This window comes from Streptomyces sp. NPDC058246 (assembly GCF_042881985.1).
Taxonomy (GTDB): domain Bacteria; phylum Actinomycetota; class Actinomycetes; order Streptomycetales; family Streptomycetaceae; genus Streptomyces.
The window spans coordinates 93,284-116,261 of sequence record NZ_JBHVWZ010000013.1 but is presented as its reverse complement, the minus strand read 5'-3'; the positions used below and the strand labels follow the sequence as shown (position 1 = coordinate 116,261).

The 22,978-nt window shown below is 68.9% G+C and carries 18 protein-coding genes; 12 read left to right on the top strand and 6 right to left on the bottom strand.

The features are described from left to right. Positions 1–115: 115 nt before the first annotated feature. Both ACFVXA_RS20655 and ACFVXA_RS20650 read right to left on the bottom strand, forming a co-directional pair. Entirely contained in the window at positions 116–1,069 is a 954-nt protein-coding gene (locus tag ACFVXA_RS20655; RefSeq protein ID WP_362030432.1) for a 5'-nucleotidase, read from the bottom strand. A 29-nt stretch (positions 1,070–1,098) separates the two neighbouring features. Then, the gene (locus ACFVXA_RS20650) at positions 1,099–1,344 is read right to left on the bottom strand and encodes a TerD family protein (protein ID WP_390025940.1); all 246 of its coding nucleotides are present in this window, start codon (positions 1,342–1,344) and stop codon (positions 1,099–1,101) included. A 786-nt stretch (positions 1,345–2,130) separates the two neighbouring features. On the opposite strand from ACFVXA_RS20650, the gene ACFVXA_RS20645 reads away from it, so the two are divergent. The 5 genes from ACFVXA_RS20645 (at position 2,131) to ACFVXA_RS20625 (ending at position 12,968) form a co-directional block, all read left to right on the top strand. Then, positions 2,131–5,319 carry a discoidin domain-containing protein gene (locus ACFVXA_RS20645; RefSeq protein WP_390025938.1) on the top strand — a complete coding sequence of 1,063 codons (3,189 nt, stop codon included), beginning with the start codon at positions 2,131–2,133 and terminating at the stop codon, positions 5,317–5,319. Positions 5,320–5,671: 352 nt separating this feature from the next. Then, entirely contained in the window at positions 5,672–9,232 is a 3,561-nt protein-coding gene (locus ACFVXA_RS20640; protein WP_390025936.1) for a choice-of-anchor D domain-containing protein, read from the top strand. Positions 9,233–9,385: 153 nt separating this feature from the next. Beyond that, positions 9,386–11,359, top strand: coding sequence for a discoidin domain-containing protein (locus ACFVXA_RS20635; protein WP_390025934.1), 1,974 nt, complete (start codon positions 9,386–9,388; stop codon positions 11,357–11,359). Between the two features lie 166 nt (positions 11,360–11,525). Continuing rightward, positions 11,526–12,029: a LuxR C-terminal-related transcriptional regulator gene (locus ACFVXA_RS20630; protein ID WP_390025932.1), complete on the top strand. Its 504-nt coding sequence runs from the start codon at positions 11,526–11,528 to the stop codon at positions 12,027–12,029. A 210-nt stretch (positions 12,030–12,239) separates the two neighbouring features. Further along, positions 12,240–12,968, top strand: coding sequence for an alpha/beta fold hydrolase (locus ACFVXA_RS20625; RefSeq protein WP_390025930.1), 729 nt, complete (start codon positions 12,240–12,242; stop codon positions 12,966–12,968). A 154-nt stretch (positions 12,969–13,122) separates the two neighbouring features. Here ACFVXA_RS20625 and ACFVXA_RS20620 read toward each other — a convergent pair whose 3' ends face one another. Further along, positions 13,123–13,473, bottom strand: coding sequence for a hypothetical protein (locus ACFVXA_RS20620; RefSeq protein ID WP_390025928.1), 351 nt, complete (start codon positions 13,471–13,473; stop codon positions 13,123–13,125). Positions 13,474–13,902: 429 nt separating this feature from the next. Between ACFVXA_RS20620 and ACFVXA_RS20615 the strand changes: the two genes are divergently transcribed. From ACFVXA_RS20615 to ACFVXA_RS20600, 4 genes are all read left to right on the top strand, one after another. After that, a complete protein-coding gene (locus ACFVXA_RS20615; protein ID WP_362029299.1) occupies positions 13,903–14,601 on the top strand; it encodes an SDR family oxidoreductase in 699 nt (232 codons plus the stop codon). Positions 14,602–14,861: 260 nt separating this feature from the next. Beyond that, the gene (locus ACFVXA_RS20610; RefSeq protein WP_390025926.1) at positions 14,862–15,836 is read left to right on the top strand and encodes a zinc-dependent alcohol dehydrogenase family protein; all 975 of its coding nucleotides are present in this window, start codon (positions 14,862–14,864) and stop codon (positions 15,834–15,836) included. A 242-nt stretch (positions 15,837–16,078) separates the two neighbouring features. Then, positions 16,079–16,696 carry an NADPH-dependent F420 reductase gene (locus ACFVXA_RS20605; protein WP_390025925.1) on the top strand — a complete coding sequence of 206 codons (618 nt, stop codon included), beginning with the start codon at positions 16,079–16,081 and terminating at the stop codon, positions 16,694–16,696. Positions 16,697–16,741: 45 nt separating this feature from the next. After that, positions 16,742–17,749, top strand: coding sequence for a zinc-binding dehydrogenase (locus ACFVXA_RS20600; RefSeq protein ID WP_390025923.1), 1,008 nt, complete (start codon positions 16,742–16,744; stop codon positions 17,747–17,749). 252 nt (positions 17,750–18,001) lie between these two features. Here ACFVXA_RS20600 and ACFVXA_RS20595 read toward each other — a convergent pair whose 3' ends face one another. Then, positions 18,002–18,634, bottom strand: a complete 633-nt coding sequence (locus tag ACFVXA_RS20595) for a TetR/AcrR family transcriptional regulator (protein WP_383906431.1) — start codon at positions 18,632–18,634, stop codon at positions 18,002–18,004. A 70-nt stretch (positions 18,635–18,704) separates the two neighbouring features. Beyond that, complete coding sequence (locus tag ACFVXA_RS20590) at positions 18,705–19,685, bottom strand: aldo/keto reductase (protein ID WP_390025920.1); 981 nt, start codon at positions 19,683–19,685, stop codon at positions 18,705–18,707. Positions 19,686–19,885: 200 nt separating this feature from the next. On the opposite strand from ACFVXA_RS20590, the gene ACFVXA_RS20585 reads away from it, so the two are divergent. The 3 genes from ACFVXA_RS20585 (at position 19,886) to ACFVXA_RS20575 (ending at position 21,619) form a co-directional block, all read left to right on the top strand. Next, positions 19,886–20,512, top strand: coding sequence for a TetR/AcrR family transcriptional regulator (locus ACFVXA_RS20585; protein WP_383740095.1), 627 nt, complete (start codon positions 19,886–19,888; stop codon positions 20,510–20,512). Positions 20,513–20,747: 235 nt separating this feature from the next. Next, entirely contained in the window at positions 20,748–21,392 is a 645-nt protein-coding gene (locus ACFVXA_RS20580; protein WP_362029279.1) for a DUF2975 domain-containing protein, read from the top strand. Further along, positions 21,392–21,619: a helix-turn-helix domain-containing protein gene (locus ACFVXA_RS20575; protein ID WP_390025918.1), complete on the top strand. Its 228-nt coding sequence runs from the start codon at positions 21,392–21,394 to the stop codon at positions 21,617–21,619. The genes ACFVXA_RS20580 and ACFVXA_RS20575 overlap by 1 nt, the downstream gene beginning before the upstream one ends. Positions 21,620–21,734: 115 nt before the next feature. Here the strand turns inward: ACFVXA_RS20575 and ACFVXA_RS20570 are convergent, their stop codons facing one another. Continuing rightward, positions 21,735–22,646 carry a serine hydrolase gene (locus ACFVXA_RS20570; protein WP_390025916.1) on the bottom strand — a complete coding sequence of 304 codons (912 nt, stop codon included), beginning with the start codon at positions 22,644–22,646 and terminating at the stop codon, positions 21,735–21,737. Positions 22,647–22,978 lie beyond the last annotated feature (332 nt).

Below are 22,978 nucleotides of genomic sequence, written 5' to 3'. Positions count from 1 at the left end.
CGCTGTACCGAAGTGCCAACCATCTCTCTGATTCCGCGCTTCCGGCCGCTGAAGCAGTTGGCATCAGCGCAGGTCACGAACGAGGCCTGACGCGCGGCTTTACTTGCCGAGCAAGCTACTCGGACGTCTCGGTGCTCTCTCCTTGGTTGACAACCCCGAAGGGAATGTGGACGCTCGGGGTCGTCTGGGAGGTTCCTTCAAGATGGATTTTCTGGTCGTCGAAGAAGATGTGCGGCCTCAGTACATCCATGATCGAACTCTTGTCGATGCCCCCCAGGAAGAACGCGTCATTGACTGTCACTCCCCAGTTTTGCAAACTCATTATGGCGCGCTCATGTGCCGGCGCATTGCGTGCTGTGACGATGGATACGTGAACCCGGATCGTGTAGTCCTCGTTCTCCCTGCGACGTTCTTCCTCTCTTCGCTGCAGCTTGTTGATCTCGCGTAGGAAGTCCCGGAGGGGGCCTGCATCGTGAGGAGTGGCAACGTTCAGGGTCTCGTGAGTGCGGAATTCCTCTATGCCGTTCTGTTGGAAGACGCGCTCCGATTCATCGCCGGCGAGGACGCCGTCGAAGTCAAAGGCAATCCGTAGGTCCCTGTCCTCGGGGTCGTCGGCAACGGCGGAACCGAGGACCCGACCAGCAGGTAGCCCTGAGATCACGGCCTCTCGGACGTCCTTTTCATCTGCGGACAGGAACAGTGACATGTGTAGGGCGCGCATAAACTTGTACGGTGCCCGACCTTGCATGAAGATGGCGCGGCTTATAGGTAGGTCGTGTGATTTTATGGACCGCATGACCCGAAGTCCCGTGTCGGGGTCGTTGCGGGAGAGGATAATTACTTCGACCAAAGGGTCGCCTTCTGGGTTCAAGTCATTCAGCGATAGAATGCGGCGGATAAAAGAAAAAGCCACGCCGGGTCGGAGGGTGTTTTCCAGGTTCTCTCGCTGATAGATGCGATAGCCTTCCTCGCCTTCTTGTCGGAACACACCATCGGACTCTTTAAGGTCGAAGAGTGCGCTGGAGGCTATTCCGATGACCAGCCGGTTTTCGAGGCTATAGGTTGGCATGATGACTTCCCTTGCATGCGTCGGACCAGCTATTCGACGTTGACTCCATAGGCGCGAGCGAGGCCGTCGAGGCCGTCTGCCCAGCCCTGGCCGAGGGCCCGAAGCTTCCACACCGGATGGCCGTCGGCACTGTGCCGGTAGAGCTCGGCGATGACCATGGCCCGGATGGCGGGGTCGGCGGGAGGCTTAAACGTCCAGGCGGTGCCGCTCGTGTAGTCCAGGTCCAGGGCTGCGTGAGTGAGGGATCCGCAGGTCAGGCCGGTTTCGACGTCCATGGTGATGGCGACGGCCACCCGGTCCGCACACCGCGTGTGGACACACGCACACTCAGCCCAGGCACACCGACACGGAAACCGAACCCCATGGCCCACCCCCTTTCCCCGGGGGCACAGTGTGGCACTAACAGACGCTTCGAGAGCAGGTGCGAGGCTCATCCGCCCCTGGGACATTCGTCATCCGGGGCCGGGAGGTAGCGACTGCGGGCGGCTCAGGGTGCAGACCTGGTCTTCTGCAACCACCCAGCCCAAGACGCCGTGTCAGTCGCCGGGTCTGCGGTCACGGCCGGCCTTGGGCGCGTGCCGACCGACGTACACCGGGTGATCGTGGTGGCGAGCGCTGATCCGCTACAGCGGGGTGGAGTCTTCACTCGGGCACCTCTCTTGACGATTACGCAGGCCGTCACCACAGGTCCCGCGCGGCCGCCGGAGCGGGCGCCGCGGCGGCCGCTTGCGCGACACCCATCGTGACCTGCGGTGACACGGCGAGGTAGGGCAATCGCGGCAGCGCGGTCCGCCCGCCTGACGCGCCCACCCCGCGAGCACGGGCCGTTCGCGACCTTCTGCAGGTGCAGTCCTTGGACGGGAGTTTCCGCACCGGCACCGGCACCGGCGAGGTGCCGCGGGACCGTGCCACGCTTGTTTCATCTGAGATTTGCGGATTTTGGCCAGAAAGTTGCATTGATCTGCATGATTCATTCTTTGCTTCGTCAGAATCTAGCGGGGTGGATGTCGGCTCTGTACGGTCGGGGCGCCGGTTTCCCGTACTCCTTGAAGGAGCATCAGATGCTGACGATCCCCAGACCCCGGCGCGGCATCCGCAGCGCCGGGCGCCGACTGGCGGTGGCCGCCGTCGTCGCGGTCGGTGCGATGTGCGTGTCCGTCTTACCGGCCGCCGCCACACAGGGGGCGCCGCCGTCCAAGGCGCTCCGGGCCGGCCCGACGGCCCACGCTCTCCGGCAGGCGCAGGCGCAGGCGCAGGCGCAGGCGGCAGCGAGCGCGGCGGTGGGTGCGACGACGCCGTTCTCGGTCTACGAGGCCGAGGCGGGAACGCCGGGCGGGGGTGCGGCCGTCCGGTCGCTGTCCTCGGCGCCGACGACGCAGTACTCGAGCGCTGCCCTGGAGGCTTCGGGCCATTCCTATGTCCACCTGGGCGGCACGGGTCAGTCGGTGCAGTGGACCAACACGACCGGGCAGCCGATCTCCTTCCTCAACGTCCGCGCGAGCATCCCGGATTCGGCGTCCGGCGGCGGCATCACCGGAACGCTGAACCTGTACGTCAACGGGGTGTTCCGGCAGGCGCTGAACCTCAACTCGAAGCAGACCTGGGTGTACGAGGGCAACGGCAACTACAACACGAGCGACAACCAGAACCCGGCCGACGGCGACCCGAGGGTCTTCTGGGACGAGTCGCACACCTTCGTCACCGGGTCCCCGATCCCGGCGGGCGCCACGTTCTCGCTGCGGAAGGACTCCGACAACAGCGCGTCCTTCTACGACGTGGATTCCATCGATGTGGAGAACCCGCCCGCGCCGCTGACGCAGCCGGCGAACTCGATCTCGATCACGAGTTGCGGTGCGGTGGCGGACGACAATCCGACCAATGGTGGGGCCGACAGCCAGTCGGTGGACAGCCGGGCCGCCATCCAGAACTGCGTCGACCAGGCCCAGCAGCAGGGAAAGACCCTGTGGATCCCTCAGGGCACCTTCTACGTGAAGGGCACCGCGGGACTGAACGCGCGGGGGATCACCATCGCGGGCGCGGGCCTTTGGTACAGCACGATCTACCGTGACGTCCCGGTCCCCAACAGCACGCCGCTGGCGGCCCTGTTCGACCTGACCTCCTGCACCGTGCGGAACTTCCACATCGACGCCAACGCCGTCAGCCGGAGCACCATCGGCGGGGACGGCGGCGCGATGGACACCACCGGCACCGACTGGCTGGCCGACGGCATCTGGACCCAGCACACCATGTCGGGCTTCTGGGCCTCCGGCACCGGCGGGAAGGTGCAGAACAGCCGGCTGACGTCGATATGGGCGGACGGGATCAACGTCAACAACGTGTCCCTGGGCGCGGACACCGGCAACAACCTGACGGTCACGAACAACTTCGTCCGCGGCACCGGAGACGACGCGATCGCCATCAACTCGGTGAACTACAACACCAACAGCGACGGTTCCAAGACGTACTACAACCCGATGAGCGATGTCACCGTCCGCAGCAACACCTCGATCGCACCGTGGGGCGGCAAGGGTGTCGGGATCTACGGGGGCAGCGGCCACCAGGTCAAGGACAACTACATCAGCGACACAGCCCGCTACATCGGTCTGGGAGCCGGGCGCTTCGGTGTCAACGGCAGCGACCTGCTGTCCGCGACCGTGACGGGCAACACCGTGGTCCGCTCCGGCGGCAACGCCTACAGCCAGGGCCAGCCCGCCCTGCACATCGGCAACGGCGGCGACGGACAGAACACCGGGATCGTCGACAAGGTCACGGTGACCGGCAACACCGTCACCGACTCCCTCTACGACGGGATCGCCTTCTCCACCTCGACCGACACCCTGTTGCAGGACAACACGGTCAGCAATCCTGGCCGCAACGGCATCGCGATCTCGCCGTCGTTCTACCCCGCGCCCACCGGTTCCGCGACGATCACCGGCAACACGGTCACCGGGCTCGACCCCGGCGCGTCGGCCTTCGTCAACAACTCCACCGGGTTCGTCGCGACGCTGAGCGACAACCACTGGCCGCCGCCAGCTCCCGAGGGCCCGTACGGCGGCACCCCTGCCGCCGTGCCCGGCACGGTGCAGGCGGAGAACTACGACACCGGCGGCCAGGGGGTCGCGTACAACGTCACCTCCGTCAACGGCAACGCCAACTCCTACCGTGCCGACGGCGTGGACCTGGACAACACCTCGGACACCGGCGGCGGTTACAACCTGGGCTGGACCGGCGCCGGACAGTGGTTCCGCTACACGGTGGACGTCGCCACGGCCGGCACCTACACCGTCAGCCTGCGCGTCGCGGCCCCGGCCGCGGTGACAGGCGCGCTGCACCTGTCGGACGCCTCCGGTGCCAACCTCACCGGAGCCGTCGACCTGCCCGCCACCAGTGACTGGCAGACCTGGGGCACCGCGACCACCCGCGTCACCCTGCCCGCCGGCCGGCAGATTCTGACTCTCCACCAGGACAGCGGCGGCTGGAACATCAACCACCTCGGCTTCGCCGCGGGGAGCGGCTCACCGCAGGCCACCCTGACCGCGTCTCCCGGATCACTCACCTTCGCCGACCAGGCGGTGAACACGACCAGCGCTGCGCAGACCGTCACCGTCACCAACTCCGGCTCCGCCACCGCCTCGATCACCGGGGTCACCGCCGGCGGTGACTTCGCCCAGACCGACACCTGCGGCACCTCCCTGGCCGCCGGAGCGCACTGCACGGTCGCCGTCACCTTCAGACCCACCGCCTCCGGCACCCGCACCGGCACCCTCACCCTGACCGGCAACCAGTCCGACAATCCCACCACGGTGGCCCTGTCGGGCACGGGCACCGACACCATCGGGACCAACCTCGCCGCCGGCAAGCCCACCAGCGAGTCCAGCCACACCGACGTATACCCGTCGTCGAACGTGACGGACGGCAACCAGGGCTCCTACTGGGAGAGCGCCAACAACAGGTTTCCGCAGTGGGTCCAGGTCGATCTCGGCTCGGCCCGCAGCGCCTCGCGCGTGGTCCTGCAACTGCCCGCCACCTGGGGCGCCCGCACCCAGACCCTGACCCTCGGCGGCAGCACGGACGGCACCACCTTCACCACCCTGAAGTCCTCGGCCGCCTACACCTTCGACCCGAGGTCCAAGAACACCGTCACGCTCACCTTCCCCGCCACCACCCAGCGCTACTACCGCGTCACCATCACGGCCAACGACGGTTGGCCCGCGGGCCAGGTGTCCGAATTCCAGATCTGGAACACCTGAGGGCCCCCCCCCCCCCCCCCCCCCCCCGCGGGGGCCCCCCCCCCCCCCCCCCCCCCCCCCCCCCCCCCCCCCGCCCCCCCCCCCCCCCCCCCGCCCCCCCCCCCCCGCCGCGTGCGCGGCCCGCGCAGCCCGGTGCTGGACGCAGCCCCGAGACGGCGCATTAGATCTTGCGGGCTGAATTTTTATTGTTGCAATGTTCTGTCTAGTTCTTGCGTGTTCATGTCGACGATATTACGGTCCACCACGCGTCGTTACCGCCCCCTGTCTCCCCCCTCCCCCTTAGAGCCCGTCCCTCCCATCCTGGCGGCGTCAGCGGCACAGTTCCGGCATTTCGTGATGAAAGGAGTGGTACGTGTTCCATTCCATCCGAGATCTGAGACGCGCCCTCGTCTGGGCCGTCAGCACCGCGATGCTGGCCGCCGTCGGCGTCGTCGCGCTGGCCGTCCAACCCGCCTGGGCGGCGTCCACCGCCACCGGCGGCAGCGGCGCGAGCCTGCCGTACGTCGAGGTGCAGGCGGAGAAGTCCGACACCAACGGCGCACCCATAGGCCCGAGTTACACCCAGGGCCAGCTGGCCGACGAGGCGTCGTACCGCAAGGCGACGACGCTGCAGGGCACCGGCAAGTACGTCACGTTCACCACGCCGGTGGCGACCAACTCGATCAACTTCCGGTACAGCATCCCCGACACCTCGAACGGCTCGGTCTACACCGCCTCGCTGTCTCTGTACATCAACGGCGTCAAGCAGCCCGACTTCACCCTGACCAACGCCTACAGCTGGTACTACGGCAGCTACCCCTTCACCAACACGCCGGGCAGCAACCCGCACCACTTCTACGACGAGGCCCACCGCCTGTTCTCCACCACCTATCCGGCGGGAACGACCTTCAAGCTGCAGGTCGATTCGGGAGACACCGCCTCCTCGTACACGATCGACTTCGCCGACTTCGAGCAGGTCGGCGCCGCGCTGACCGCACCCTCGGGGGCGGTGTCGGTGACCAGCAAGGGCGCCGACTCGACCGGTGTGGCCGACGCGACCAGCGCGTTCAACGCCGCGATCAGCTCGGCCGGACCCGGCGGCACCGTGTGGATCCCGCCGGGCACCTACAACATCCCCGGCCATATCAGCGTCAACAACGTCACGATCGCCGGCGCCGGCATGTGGTACTCGACCGTCACCGGCACGGCACCCGGCTTCTACGGCAACTCCGCGCCCAACGCGAGCACCAGTGTGCGCCTGCAGAACTTCGCGATCTTCGGCAATGTGCAGGAACGCAACGACAGCGCCCAGGTCAACGGCATCGGCGGCGCGATGAGCAACTCGACCGTCTCCAACCTGTGGATCGACCACATGAAGGTCGGCGCCTGGATGGACGGGCCGATGGACGGGCTGACGTTCACCGGCATGCGCATCCGTGACACGACCGCGGACGGCATCAACTTCCACGGAGCCGTCACCAACTCGAAGGTGACCAACAGCGACATCCGCAACACCGGCGACGACGGCATCGCGACCTGGGCGGACTCCGGCATCGGTGCCGACGCCAACGACACGATCTCCAACAACACCGTGTCACTGCAGATCCTCGCCAACGCCATCGCGATCTACGGCGGCCACGACAACACCGTCAGCGGCAACCGCGTGGTGGACACCGGCCTCGCCCAGGGCGGCGGCATCCACGTGGGGCAACGCTTCACGTCGACGCCGGTCGGCCTCACCACGATCTCCGACAACACCATGATCCGGGCCGGCAGTCTCGACCCGAACTGGCAGTTCGGGGTGGGTGCGTTGTGGTTCGACGGCAGCCAGGGCGCGATCACCGGCCCCATCAACGTGACCAACGCGCTGATCCAGCAGAGTCCGTACGAAGCCGTCCAGTGGGTCGAGGGGACCATCAGCGGGGTCAACCTCAACAACGTGACCATCGCCGGCACCGGAACCTTCGCCCTGCAGGAACAGACCGGCGGCGCCGCCAAGTTCACCAACGTCACGGCGACCGGCGTCGGTTACTCGTCCCCGGTGTACAACTGCTCGGGCGGCAACTTCGTCGTCACCGACGGCGGCGGCAACTCCGGCATCAGCGGCACGCCGTACTGCGGGGGCTGGCCGGCTCCGGTCTACCCGCCCTACCCGTCGGAGGGCGTGACGGCCACCCCCGGAGCGCTCAACTTCGGTTCGGTCGCGACCGGTTCGACGAGCGCCGCTCAGACAGTGACGGTCTCCAACCCGACCAACTCCGCCGCGTCCGTCTCGTCGATCTCCACCAGCGGCGACTACTCCCAGACCAACACGTGCGGCTCGTCGATCGCGGCGAACGGCTCGTGCACCGTCAGTGTGAAGTTCGCGCCGACCGCGACCGGCAGCCGTAACGGCACTCTCACCGTCAACGCGGGCGGGGTCACCAACACGGTCAGCCTCTCCGGAACCGGCACCGCGCCGGGCCCGGTGCTGAACACCGACCCGGCGAGCCTCTCCTTCGACGGCACGGTGGTCGGGTCGTCGGCCACCGCGCAGACGGTGAAGGTGACCAACTCGGGCACCGCATCGGCGAACATCTCGGGCGTCGCGGCGACCGGCGACTTCAGCCAGACCAACAACTGCTCCACCCTCGCGGTCGGCGCGTCCTGCACGGTGAGCGTCGGGTTCAAGCCCACCGCGGGCGGATCGCGCACCGGCAACCTGACCGTCACCAGCAACGCCAACAACAGCCCGACCACCGTCTCCCTGTCCGGCAGCGGCATCGACAGCAGTACCGACATCGCCGCCGGACGGCCCGCGACGGCGAGTTCGAGCAGCAGTCCGTACGTCCCCTCGAACCTCACCGACCCGGACGCGTCGACGTACTGGGAGAGCGCGAACGGCTCGTTCCCGCAATGGGCCCAGGTCGACCTCGGCCAGAACTTCAGCGTCGGCAAGGTCGTGCTCAAGCTCCCGCCGGCGACGGCATGGTCGGCTCGCACACAGACCCTGTCGGTGCAGGGATCCACGGACGGATCCAGCTTCTCGACGATCAAGGCCTCGGCCGGGTACACCTTCGACCCGAACGCCAACAACAACACGGCGACGATCACGTTCAACGCCGCCACCGCGAGATACGTGCGGGTGAACATCACCGCCAACACGGGCTGGAACGCCGCCCAGTTGTCGGCCCTCCAGGTGTTCCCCAGCGGCGGCGGCTCCTCGCCGGCGACCCTGTCGGCCAACCCGACGTCGCTGTCGTTCCCCAGCCAGGCACTCAACACCGCCAGCAGCGCGCGGACGGTGACGGTGACCAACACCGGTACCGCGGCCGCGACCGTCTCCGGCATCACCGTCACCGGCGACTTCTCGCAGTCGAACACCTGCGGGACGTCGATCGCGGCGGGCGCCTCCTGCACGGTGGACGTCACGTTCAGGCCCACCGCGTCCGGCACCCGCACCGGCGACCTCAGCATCGCCAGCAACGCGTCGAACGGCACGACCGCTGTCGCGCTGACCGGCACCGGGGCCGGCGCGGCAAACCAGAACCTGGCGGCCGGGAAACCCACCACCGAGTCCAGCCATACCGACGTGTACGCGTCGTCGAACGTGACGGACGGCAACCAGGGCAGCTACTGGGAGAGCGCCAACAACGCCTTCCCGCAGTGGGTGCAGGTGGATCTCGGTTCCGCGCAGAGCGCCGGCCGAGTCGTCCTCCAGCTCCCGGCCGGCTGGGGCGCCCGTAACCAGACGCTGTCCCTGTCGGGCAGCACCGACGGCGCCGCCTTCACCACCATCAAGTCGTCGGCCACGTACACCTTCGACCCCGCCACCAACAACACGGTCACCATCACGTTCGCGGCGACCACCCAGCGCTACTTCCGGGTGAACCTCACGGCGAACACCGGCTGGCCGGCCGGCCAGATCTCCGAGTTCCAGGTCTGGAACACCTGATCCGACCCGTGGGTGCCGCCGGGCGCGCTCGTGCCCGGCGGCACCCATCCGATCCGACGGGCTCGGCCCCCCACAGGGTCACGGTCGGCGCCGGTCACCCCAGTCCGCACGCCCGTGGTCGACGGAAGTCGACAGCCGACCGGAGGAGTCCAGATGGGTGTCACACGCAGGGTCTTCCTGCAGGCCGCGATCGCGGCCACCGCGGTGGGAACGGTGGGAGTCGCCGAGACCGTACTCGCCGCACCCGCGTCAGCGGCCAGCCTGCCGGGCGACGTGGTCGGCAAGATCAGCGTCGGCTACCAGGGCTGGTTCGCCTGCACCGGCGACGGCGCGCCCATCAACGGCTGGTGGCACTGGAGCCAGAACTGGGGCCAGTCGCCGTCCCCGTCCAACACCGCCATCAACTGCTGGCCCGACGTGCGTGACTACACCAACACGTACCAGACGTCGTACGCCGCCCTGGGCAACGGCCGGCCCGCCAAGCTGTTCTCCTCCTACGACCAGCAGACGGTGAACACCCACTTCCTGTGGATGCAGCAGAACAGCATCGACACGGCCGGCCTGCAACGCTTCAACCCCACCGGCGGCGAGGGCCCCACCCGTGACGCCATGGCGACCAAGGTGCGCAGCGCCGCCGAGTCGTACGGGCGGAAGTTCTACGTCATGTACGACGTGACCGGCTGGACGAACATGCAGTCCGAGATCAAGACGGACTGGACGAACAAGATGTCCGCGCACACCGCCTCCTCGGCCTACGCGAAGCAGAACGGCAAGCCGGTCGTCTGCATCTGGGGCTTCGGCTTCAACGACAGCAACCACCCCTTCACCGCCGACGCCTGCCTCGACGTCATCAACTGGTTCAAGGGTCAGGGCTGTTACGTCATCGGAGGCGTCCCGCGCGAATGGCGGACGGGCACCGGGGGCTCACGGGCCGGCTACCTGGGCGTCTACCACGCCTTCAACATGATCTCGCCGTGGATGGTCGGCGCCATCGGGAATGTGACAGACGCCGACAACGCCTACAACACCTACACCCTCGGCGACCAGGCCGACTGCAACGCCAACGGCATCGACTACCAGCCCTGCGTCCTGCCCGGCGACGTTTCCGCCCGGCAGCGCGCGCACGGCGACTTCATGTGGCGGCAGTTCTACAACATGGTGCGGGCCGGGGTGCAGGGCATCTACATCTCGATGTTCGACGAGTACAACGAGGGCAACCAGATCGCCAAGACCGCGGAGACCCAGGCATGGGTGCCCACCAACTCCGGATTCCTCGCCCTCGACGAAGACGGCACCGCCTGCTCCTCCGACTATTATCTGCGCCTGACCGGCGACGGTGGCCGCATGCTCAAGGGCCAGATCGCGCTGACCGCTACCCGTCCCACCCAGCCGACCGTCCCCACCGGCGGTGACACCACACCGCCCACCGCGCCGGGCGCCCTGACCGTCACCGGGCACACCAGCAACTCCGTCTCGCTGTCCTGGAGCACATCGACCGACAACGTCGGTGTGACCGGCTACCGCGTCCTGCGGGTGTCCGGCTCGACCAGCACACAGGTGGGCACCACCGGCGCCGCCTCCTTCACCGTCACCGGACTCGGCGCGTCCACCGCGTACACCTTCGACGTCGTCGCCTTCGACGCGGCGGGAAACGTGTCGGGGCCCTCCAACCAGGTCACCGTCACCACCGACCCCCCTTCCAGCACCACCGACCTCGCCCTCCACCGCCCCACCTCGGAGAGCAGCCACACCCAGACATACGCCTCGGGCAACACGACCGACGGCGACACCAACACCTACTGGGAGTCCGCCAACAACGCCTTCCCGCAGTGGGTCCAGGTCGATCTGGGCACCACGACCGGCGTCAAACGGATCGTCCTCCGCCTTCCCCCGGCCACGGCCTGGGCGACCCGTACCCAGACCATCTCCGTCCAGGGCAGCACGGACGGCGGCACCTTCGCCCAGCTTCTGTCCTCAGCGGGCTACACCTTCGACCCGGCGACCGGCAACACCGCGACCCTCACGCTCCCCTCCACCGTCACCACCCGCTACGTACGACTCACCTTCACCGCCAACAACGGCTGGCCGGCCGGGCAGGTCTCGGAGTTCCAGGTCTTCGGCGCCTGATGGGCACAGGGCCTCGACCTTGGGGTCGCGGTCCTCTGCCTGCCTTCCGGGCAACTGGCCAAGGGCTCCGGCGCTGGCCAGTATGGAACCTTGATCCGGTGATCGGACTCACGCGTGCCAGGGAGCAGCGCAAGCCGGCCCCTCTTGAGCGCCTTGGGGTTGACCCGTGGATGAGCCGTTCGGGCGGGACGAGGAATGCGATCGGCTGACGGCAGCCCTCGACGCCGCCCGGCGGGGGATGAGCGCGGTCGCCGTGCTGCGGTGGCTTCGTCGGGAGCGCAGAACCAAGGAGGCCCGTGACGAGCTGAGGGTGGCCTACGAGCTCTTCGGCGCCATGGGCGCTCAGGGCTACGCCGCCAGAACGGCACAGGAGCTGTCGGCGGCCGGTGACCCGGCTCAGCCCGGCGCGCGAGCCCGGAGCGGCGGCGGCGACCTGACTCCCCAGGAGGCCCGTGTCGCCCGTCTGGCAGCCGGCGGGGCCACGAACGCGGAGATCGCGGCCCAGCTCTATCTCAGCGTGCACACGGTGGACTACCACCTGCGGAAGGTGTTCCGGAAGCTCGACGTCCACTCCCGGCGTGAGCTGTCGGACCAGCGAGATCGCCTCACCATCGCCTCACCTCGGCATAGCGGGCGTGCCGCCGGTCAGCGGCAGATGCCGCGGGGCTGAGGCGTCACGCGTCACGCGACCGGGACCCCGCGTAGTGGAATCGGCTGCCGACTACGGATCGCACGGGATGCCCCGGCGTGCCCTTCGTCGGAGTGTGGTCTTGAGGGCGGCCTCCACCCGGCAGCGAACGGGGACCGCCTACACGCCTACACCCGCCCGGGGAACCGCCGCACGGCCGCGGCCGCCGGGAGAACCGAGAGGAAGAGGACCATGACATCACCCGCGTCGTCCGCCACCGTGGTGCTCGTGCACGGTGCGTTCGCGGACGCTTCGAGCTGGTCACGCGTCGTACGCCGTCTGAGTGCGGCGGGCGTGACGGCGGTCGCGGCAGCCAACCCGCTACGGGGGCTCACTGCCGACGGAGAGTACATCGCGAACCTCGTGAGCCACATCGAGGGATCTGTGCTGCTGGTCGGCCACTCCTACGGCGGCCCGGTGATCACCTACGCGTCGGCCAAGGCCGAGAACGTCGAGGGCCTGGTCTTCGTGGCCTCCTTCGGCGTCGACCAGGGCGTGTCCGCCCTGGGATCGAACGAGAACTTCCCTCCCGCCGAGTTGGACACCGCTCTCCTGCCACGCACGTTCCCGCGCGGCGAGGAGACCGGTACGGAGTTCTACATCCAGCCCGAGCACTTCCACTCGGTGTTCTGCGCGGACCTGCCCGACGACGAGGCCGCCGTGCTCGCGGTCAGCCAACGGCCCGCCGCCGACGTGGCGTTCGGCGAGCCCCTGGCGGTCGAGCCGGGCTGGAAGAAGCTCCCGAGCTGGTTCGTCGTCGCCGGCGCGGACCATGCCATCAACCCGGATGCCGAGCGTGCCGCGGCCAAGAGAATCGGGGCGACCGTGACCGAGATCGACGGCGGCTCCCACGCGATCGCGCTCTCCCACCCGGACGAAGTGGCCCAGGTCATCCTCGGAGCCCTCGGCGAGGTCGGGTGATACCCGGTTGAGTCCCGCGGCGGAGCCGGGCTCTGTGTCCTGCTGATGTCAGTTCCGAGGATGTCAGTCCTTGCCGAGGAGCGCGCGCACGTGCCGGACGATCTCGTCGTTGGCGTAGGCGTGACCGCCGATGCCCCAGCCCCCAGGGACCGCCTCAGCCCCCAGGGACCGCCTCGGTCAAGGCGACCCAGGTGCGTCCGGCGAGCGAGGGATCGCCGGACGCCTTGGCCACCAGCTCGGAGATCTCCTTGACCAGGCCGAGTTGCTGCTCCCGGTTCAGGGCATCGGCGTTGGTGGTCACCGTCACGCGGACGTGGTCGGTTCCGCCACCGGCGGTGGATAAGGAATCCGTCTCCAGTTCGTGGACGAAGGCGGCCGTATTGTCGGTGAAGAACGGGATGGCGGGCACTTTTTCCCAGCGCATGACGGCTTGGGTGAGCTCCTGTGCCAGTCCCTTGCGGTTCTCGATGACTCCCCGGGCGGCGTACACGTCGATCATGGGCATGAGAAATCCTCGCTTCGGCGAATGCCTGCCGTCTTGGCTCCACAGGGTCGCGGAACTGCGATCATGACCGTCCTTGGCGGCAGCCGGCATCACGCGACGCACGTAGTCCTGGCGAACCGGCACGTAGGGTGCCGCGGGTGCGAGACCGGCAGGCGGGCATCCGCGGAGTCCGGAAGCAGTCGCGTAGTCGTGTGCTCCACGCCACCACGCGCCCCACGTGATGTGGTACCGCGCCACAGGCGCCAGCATGAGTAGCAGGGCCGTGCCTCGGCAGCGACGCCTAAGTCCGGACCCCACGTCTTGGTTCGGACCGTACGCCTTGGTTCGGACCGCACGTCTTGGTTCGGACCGCATGCCTTGGTTCGGACCGCATGCCTTGGTTCGGGCCGCACACGCCCGGACAGGGGAAACCGTGGAACGAGGTGTCCGATGGAGATAGCAGGGTCAGTTGCGCTGGTGACAGGCGCGAACCGGGGAATCGGCCGGGCGTTCACGCGCGCTCTGCTGGCCCGGGGCGCCGCCAAGGTCTACGCGGGCGTCCGCAGGCCCGAGGACTTCAAAGAGCCCGGACTGGAACCGCTGCGCCTGGACGTCACCGACCCGGACCAGATCGCGGCCGCGGCGATGACGGCGTACGACGCGACCATCGTGATCAACAACGCCGGCATCCAGGCCGGTCCTGGCCTGCTGGAGGGCTCTTTGGAGGGTGCGCGGCAGGAGCTGGAGGTGAACTATCTGGGCACCTGGGCGGTGTCGCGGGCTTTCGCGCCCGTCCTTGCCGCCAACGGTGGCGGAGCCCTGGTGAACATGCTGTCGGTGGCCTCATGGCGGGCGAACAACCGGTTCCCCGGTTACGCGGCATCGAAGGCTGCCCAATGGTCACTCACCAACGCGCTGCGCGTGAGGCTGCGTGAGCAGGGGACGCTGGTCGTCGGTGTGCATGTGGGCTATGTGGACACCGATGCCACCGTCGGGGTCGACGCTCCGAAGGTGGATGCCGCGGACGTGGCGGCACAGACCATGGACGCGATCAGCCGCGATGAGCCGGAGGTGCTCGTTGACGAGACCGCCCGCCGGGTGCGCGCCGCCCTCTCCGGCCCCTTGGAACTCCTCTACCCGACCGCGTGAACGAGATGGCCCGCGCCCGGTTGGGCGCGCCCCGCTCGGGGTGCGCACCCTGGCCGGTTGCGGCACCCAGGTTCGGGTTATTTACTAGTAGGTACAGAACCTGATCAGGTACAGAAGCTGATGAATGCCGCATCCCCTTGGGCGGGAATACCGAAGACTCCCGCTCGCGTCGGCCATGGCAGTAAGGGCCCCGGGAGCGGAGGCCGAGGCGGCTGCTCACCCTGTTCTTCGTCCGCGCTCACTGCGAGGAGTCGAGTTTCATGCTCGCAATTCACCTCACCCAGTTCGGGGAGCCTGAGCAGAGCCTGAAGGTGGTCGATGTTCCCGAGCCTCCGGCTCCTGCCGCCGGGCAGGCCCTGATCCAGGTCGAGTACGCCCCACTCGACCACCATGACCTGTTGTTGGCGAAGGGCGTCTATCCGGTACGCCCCGAACTGCCGAGCGTCATCGGCAATGAGGGAGCCGGCACGGTCCTGGCCGTCGGAGCGGACGTCACCCACGTCCGCTCGGGCGACACGGTCCTGCTTCCCTTCGGCACCTTCGCCTGGTCCGAACAGGTTCTGGCGGAGGCCGCGAAGCTGACCGTCGTGGACAAGTCCATCAGCCTCGACCAGGCGGCGATGCTCAGCATCAACCCCGTCACCGCGGGGCTGCTGGTGGAGTCGCGTGACCTTCCGGCCGGCTCATGGGTGCTGCAGAACGCGGCGAACAGCGGGGTCGGCCGGTCCGTCATCGCCTTCGCCAAGGAGCGCGGGCTGCGCACGATCAACATCGTCCGCCGCGAGGAGCTCGTCACCGAGCTCGAGGAACTGGGCGCCGACATCGTGCTGATCGACGCGCTCGACGTGGCCGCACGCGTGCGAGCGATCATCGGCGACGATCCGGTGCTGCTGGGGCTGGACGGCGTCAGCGGAGGGGCCACCTCGCTGCTGCTGGACGTGCTGACCGAAGGCGCCCTGCTGGTGATCTACGGCTATATGAGCGGCGAGCCCTTCACCCCCGACCAGAACGTGCTGAAGGCGAAGAACATCACCCCGACGGAGTTCTGGATGTACCAGGACGAGTACCTGCCCCGTCATCCGGCCCTGGGCGCGGAGTCGGCGCGACTGGTCGCCGGGGGAAGGCTCACGTTGCCCTCCGCCCGCGTCTACCAGGCCAAGGACTTCGCCGAGGCCCTCGCGTACCTGCGGAAGAACGGCAAGGTCCTCCTGGACTTCAACCCGCACCGCGGGTAGCCGCGTCATGGCGGCGCCTTGCCTGCGGTGCGGCTTGGGGCGGGGTACACGGGCAGGTACGCATCCCGCCGATCCACCACCCCCGGGCCGGGTTGTTTACCATCCAGTACAAAAATCCGTCACCCGGAACGGGAACGCCGAAGTCCGCTGCCTGCAGCGACGGCGTCGGTGCGGGCGGTGGATCACTTGAGCCGATGCCGGGCAGCCCGCGGACTCTCTGCACACGATCAAGGAAGAACATCATGAACACACACGGCGTTATCGGCGTAGTCGGCGCGGGAGAGGTGGGACAGGCGGTCGCCGACCAGGCCATCCGCCACGGCCATGAGGTACTCATCGGCAACAGCCGGGGCCCCGGGACTCTCGAAGCCCTCGTCGACAGGCTGGGGCCGAAGGCCCGCGCGGTGACGGCCGAGGAGGCAGCGAAGCCGGAGCTCGTCTTTCTCTGTGTGCCGTTCTTCGCCGTGCCGGAACTGAGTGACCTCACCACCTGGGACGGGAAGATCGTTGTCGATACGACGAATCAGTTCGCGGCGGCCAACCCCTGGCGCGGCCGGTACGACGTCGGTGACCTCACCGGCAGCGAGTGGGTCGCCCGTCACCTTCCCGGCGCCCGGGTCGTGAAGGCTCTCAACACCCTGTTCGGGCCGTTCATCGCCGCGGACCCCCGGCATGCCGAAGGACGGCTGGTGGCCTTCTACGCGGGCGACGACTTCGACGCGAAGGCGGCCGTGGCCGGCTTGCTGGACGAATTCGGGTTCGCCGCCCTGGACCTCGGCGGTCTGCGTGAGGGCGGTCGGCTGATGCAGCTCGACGGTGCGCTCAGCGCGAAGCACCTGCTGCTGCAGGACGTCGGCTGACGCCCCGGCCGAGCCCCACACACACCCGCGTGCACGAGGAGCGTCATGAACCGTCGTGTCGTCTACACCCGTGGCGGGTCGCCCGCCGACGTCGTGACCGTCATCGAGGAGCCGGAGCCGGCAGCTCCCGGGGGCGGCCAGGTCCTCGTCCGCACCACGGCCTTCCCGGTGCACCCTGGTGATCTCCAGGCCATCGAGGCCTACCCGGGGGAGGCCGCGAAGCCGGTTCCGGCCGGCGTGGAGGCCACCGGCGTGGTGGAGGCGATCGGCCCGGGAACGCGCGTGGCGCCGGGCGTCGAGGTCGGCGGCCGAGTAGCGGTCTTTCCCCAGCCGGGGGCGTGGTCGCAGTGGATCGTGGCGGATGCCGAGGTGGTGGTGGCCGTACCGGACGAGCTGTCGGACGAGGTCGCCGCGCAGATGCTGGTGAACCCCCTCACCACGGTGATGCTGCGCCGTGAGGCGGAGGAGCACCCGGCCTTCGGTTACGACGGTCTTCTGGTGCAGACCGCCGCGGGCTCGTCGGTCGGGCGGCTGGTGACGGGCGCGTCGCAGATCCACAACCTGCCGCTCGTCAACGTGGTCCGCAGCGCACGCGGTGCCGAGGAGCTGCGCAAGCGGTTCCCGGACGTGCCGGTCGTGTCGACGGAGCATCCGGGCTGGGCCGACGAGGTCCGCGAGGCGGCAGGCGGCCGTCCGGTAAGTGTGGCCTTCGACCCGATCGGCGGGAAGCCGGCGGAGAGTCTTCTGGACCTGTTGGCGCCGGGCGGGAAGCTGGTCGTCTACGGGCAGATGGCCGAGGAGGCGATCTCGGTACCTGCGTCGACGCTGCTGCACAAGTCGCTGACGCTGCGGGGCAAGAACATCGGCCGGTGGATGTCGGAGGCCTCCGCCGAGCGGCGGGCATCCGACGTCGCGGCCGCGAAGCTGATCGCGCTGGCGCTCAAGGACCAGTTCGACGTGGCCGCCGCGTACGCCCTCGACCAACTGGCGAACGCCGTGGAGCACGCGGTACGTCCCGGCAAGGTCGGCACCGTCCTCGTCCACCCCTGGTAGCCGCAGCTACCCGCGGGAAGTCCTGGGGTAAGCCTGCAAAAAAGCCGGCAAGGGCCAGGCGCTGTATGCCTTGACGCCACACACGTCGTGCGGCGTCAGGCCGGCGGCTGTTGCGGCCGTCGTGGCTACTGCGGCCGTTGCCGGTAAGGCGGACAGAGGCCGCCGAGGGTGGTCGCGGCCTGGCAGGCACAGCGCCGGCGGGGAGAAGTTGACCGCGCCGGCGTCCGCGGCCCGGTGGCGCCGAAGCGACGATCAGGCCCCGGTCGAGAACGTGGTGTCCGGCACACGCTCGTCCGTCGAGACGCGGGGAAGAAGCGCCAAGGCCTGCTCCGCAGCCCCGTTGACGACCTCCGGAGCGGCTCCCGCCTTGCCCAGGGCCTCAAGCCCCCGGAGCACGGCGAGCAGGAGGGAGGCGAGGCTGTCCGCGTCCGCGTCGGCGTCCAGTGAGCCTTCGGCCTGGGCCCGTGCGATGCAGCCCCGTAGCGCGCTGTGCAGCCCGCGGACGACCGCGGCGGTTCGCTGGGCAACACCCTCGTCGACGGACGCCAGTTCCGCCGCGCTCTTGGCCATCATGCAGCCGCGCCGTTCCACGTCCCAGGTGATGCCTTCGGCGACGTTACGTACATGGCGCTCCAGCTTGGGCATGGCCGGGCCGGGGCCTCCCAGAGCTGTGCGCCAAGCTCCCAGCGCGTCGCTGTTGTAGCTGTCGAGAGCCCGCAGGAACAGCGCGTGCTTGTCCCCGAAGGCTCCGTACAGGCTCCCTCGGCCCAGGCCTGTCACGGCGCTCAGGTCGTCGATGGAGGTGCTGTTGTAGCCCTCGGACCAGAACTGGTCGCGGGCAGCCTGCACAACCTCTTCTTCGTCGAACTGTCGAGGCCGGGCCATGGAGCAACTGTACGCCGCGTGCAATGGCCGGCCTCAGCGACAGCCGGCCTCAGCGATCACGTGGAAGGGCTCAGTTCCAGGTCGGCATCATGGCTTCGGGGTAGCGGGCGCCGTAGCCTCCGGTGGGCAGGATCTCCTTGATGCGGGCGAGGTCGGCATCGGTGAGGCCGACGTCGGCGGCGCCGACGTTCTCCTCGAGCCGCTCCAGGTTGCGCGTGCCGGGGATGGGAACGATGTCCTCGCCCTGGGTCAGGAGCCAGGCCAGGGCGAGCTGGGCCACGCTGATTCCCTTGGCGGCCGCCAACTCGCCGAGCAGGCGGGTGGCTTCCTGGTTCTTCTCGTAGTTGCCGGGCTGATAGCGGGCGTCCCACTGGCGCATGTCGCCATCGGGGTAGTCGGCGCCGGGCTTGGCCTGTCCGGTCAGGAAGCCCCGGCCGAGCGGGGAGTAGGGCACGAAACCGATGCCGAGTTCCCGCAGGACGGGAAGCAGCATCTCGACGTCCCGCTCGAACAGGGAGTACTCGGTCTGCAGGACGGAGACCGGATGGACGGCGTGGGCGGCACGGATGGTCCGCTCGCCTGCCTCGCTCAGGCCGAAGTAGCGGACCTTGCCCGCGTCGACGAGTTCGCCGACGGCGCCCGCGACCTCCTCGATCGGCACGTTCGGGTCGACGCGGTGCTGGTAGAGGACGTCGATGTGGTCGCTGCCCAGGTGGCGCAGGCTGTTGTCGGTGACCTCGCGGATGTGCTCGGGGCGGCTGTCGACGTTGCCCTCTCGGGTGCCGGTGAAGTCGAAGCCGAACTTGGTGGCGACGACGACCTCGTCGCGCACTGGCGCCAGCGCCTTGCCGACGATGCGCTCGTTCTCGCCCTGCCCGTACAGCTCGGCGGTGTCGAAGAACGTGACGCCCAGCTCCTGGGCCCGACGGATGGTCGCGATGCCCTCCTGTTCGTCGGAGGGGCCGTAGGCAAGGGAGATGCCCATCGCGCCGTAGCCGAGGGCGGAGACGGTCAGGCCCTGCCGGCCCAGGTGTCGCTTCTGCACGCTCATGCGCCTTCTCTCGGTGATCCGGTCGCCCGCCTGGAACGGGCAGGCCGCGCTGCGGTCGTGGCGGCCGGCGCCGTTTCGGCGCGGTTTCCCGCTCCTGGGCGGGCGTGGCCACCGGGAGTGGACCAGCGTCCCCACCCGAATGTAAGAGTACTCTCACGCGTGAGAGTACTCTTACATTCGGGTGGGGAACAATGGGCGACGTGAGTGACAACACCGCCCGGCGTGGCTACCACCACGGCGACCTGCGCGCCCAACTGATCCGCGACGGTCTGGCCGTCCTGGCGGAGACGGGTGCGCTCGGTTTCTCGGTGGCCAAGGTCGCCGCCCGCGCGGGTGTTTCCTCCGGCGCCCCCTATCGCCACTTCCGTGACCGTGAGGCCTTGCTCGCCGCCTGTGCCGCCACCGTCGCGCACGAGCTCGCCGACCGGCTGGCCGAGTCCGCGAGGGCGGCCGGGGACGACCCCGTGGAACAACTCGCCGCCACCGCGGGCGCCTACGCGCTCTACGTCGCCCAGCACCGCGTCGGCCTCGAACTCATCTACGCCGACGGCTTCCAGGACCCCCGCTACCGCGAACTCCACGAAGCGGGCCGCCACTTCGTCGACGTCCTGCTCCCGCTGGCCACCGCGGCCTCCACCGCCGACACCGTCCTCGGGGTGATCGAACTCCTCGAAGCCCACCTCTCGCTCGCCCACGGCTACGCCACCCTCCAGCTCCAGGGAGCCTTCGGCCGATACCGCCGCAGCCCCGGGGACCTCCCCCGTCTCGCCACCACCGCGGCCCGAGCCCTCATCACCGGCAGGAGTACGGCCGTCGCGACGGGCTGAGTGCACCCCGCGCACCAGCCCGAGGGGCGGCCTTGGTCACGGACCGCCGGCGGAGCGAAGGCGGTGAATCCGACCGTTCCGAAATGATCGACGCCGCCGCGCCCAACGCCGTCGTTGCCGCCTGGCCGGATGTGTCAAGAAGGGAAATGATCACGCCTGATCTCGGGGGTTGCCGAGCGCCCGCCGGGCTCTGTATCGTTTTTCGATAACATCGATAATCGATACGGGGGCTGTCATGGCGAGGGTACGCAATCCACTGGAGCCGATGTCGACGGCGGTCACGGCCATCGTGACGCTGATCGGGGGGCTGATGATCGCCGGCCTGGTCGCCCTGCCGTTCGCGGACGGCGTGTCCGTCCTCGGTATCGGCGACGAGAACGTGTGTGTCACGGATACGACCACGACGGCCGGCGTCGGCGCGGAGTCGACCTTGGGCTTCAAGCCCGCGCCGGGAGCCACGGTCGGCCTGGACGCCCGACCGAACTACTGCACGGAGGCGCCCAGTACGGTCCAGAGCCTGCTCAACACCGTCACCCAGCTCGCCCCCTTCGTCTTTACCGTCGGGGCCCTCCTGCTCGTCCTCCAGCTGATCCGACGTGCGGACCGCGACGGCCTCTACACCGCGCGGACCGCGGAGCGACTGCGCAGTCTGGGCTGGTGGCTGCTGGCCGGCAGCGTGCTCGCCGCGATCGCGGTGTCCATGGCCGAGAAGGCTCTCATCGACTCCCTGAGCCGCGGCAGCGGCGTCAGTGCCGTCTCCGGGCTGTGGTCGTGGGACATTCCCTACATGGCGATCCTCACCGGCCTCGGCGTCCTCTCCTTCGCCCGGGTCATGCGCGTCGGCGTCACCATGCGCGAAGACCTCGACGGAACGGTCTGATGTCCGAGGAGAAGCAGGAGCACGCGATCGAGGTCCATCTCGACCAACTGCTCGAGGAGCGGGGGATGACCTTGGCGGAGCTCGCCGACCGGGTCGGAGTCACCCACGTGAATTTGTCGATCCTCAAGAACGGCCGGGCGAGGGCCGTACGGTTCACCACCCTGACCCGTCTGTGCGAGGTATTGGAGTGTCAGCCGGGCGACCTCCTCAGTCACCGGCCGCGCTGAGCACCTGGCCCACGAGGGCACCGGCTCCGGTGACCGTCACCCTCGCGCGGCCGGAGCCCCCTGATGCCACGTCAGCACGCCGGACGAGCCACACCGCTCAACGGGTGGGCCGTCGTCAGTGGGCGGTCGCCGAGGTGACAGCCGCCCGGGCCTCACGTTCCACCAGCGCGACGCCGTCCTTCATCGACGTGTTGCCGTCCGAGAGGACGGCGACGAGATAGTGGTGTCCGCCCGCCGTGATCCGGCCGACGCTGTTGACGTCCCACAGCCCGGTCGTGTTGCGCTGCAGCCAGCCGTTCTTCAACGCCCACCCGGAGCCGCCGGCCGCGGAGACGCCCCACGCCTGTTCGCCGACGACGCGCGTCATCAGCGTACGGAGGTAGCTGCGCGACGCGGCGTTGAGCGCCGTGGACCCCGCGGGTGAGGCGGGGCGGGTGTCGAACACCGCGCGCAGCAGCCGTATCTGGTCGCTCGCCGTCGTCCGCGTCAGCCCCCACTTGACGCCGGGGCCGCCCTTGGTCGACGTCAGTCCCAGCCGCTTGTTCGCAGCTTCCAGGCCAGGCGCCAGACCGATGCGCCGCCACAGCGCGTTCGCCGCCGTGTTGTCGCTGCGCCTGATCATCGCCTCCGCCTGGGCGCGCTCCTGTGTGGTCAGGTCGTGTCCGCTGTCCTGCGCCTGGAGCAGCGCCGTGGCGAGGATGTCGACCTTGACGATGCTCGCGGTGTCGTAGGGGGTGTCGTCGCCGTGGACCGCGGGCTCCCGGCCCGTGCCGTCCAGGTCGACCACCGCGGCCGTCACCCGGGCCTTCCCCTGGGGCCGCGCGACCGCGAGGGCGTCGGCCGTGGCGGTGCCGGGTCCCATCGACGCCGACGCCGGATTCGCGGCCGCGGGTGCGAGCGAGCCGGCCGCGAAGAGCGTCGCCAGAGCGGCCGCGAGAACGCCGGCGCGGACGGCGGCGTGTCCGCCGTGCGGCCTGCGTCTTCCCGCACTCTGCGGGTGCGGCAGGGGGGACGGTCGGTGCGGCATGGTGACGGGCCTCGGCAGTTCGTGGGGGGCGGGACGGAACTGCGAAGGTATATAAAACGCCCGCCCCGCGAGGTGACCGCCGCCACGACAGGGCCCATTGGGTGCGAAATGTGGCGAGAAGCACAGGCTCGGGCGGGGGTGATTCCATGCCGTGCCCGGGGCATGGCGCCGGCCAGGTGAGGCCCGTCCGGGCGCGAGCCGTAGCGCGTCCACGTGCCTCAACTCCCGCACCGCGAGCAGCGGCCGGCCCCACCGTGCCTTCGAGGACCCGCCCCGGTGCCCGTCAGCCATTCCGACGGCTTTGCCATCCCTTTACAACTCGCCCCGGCGCT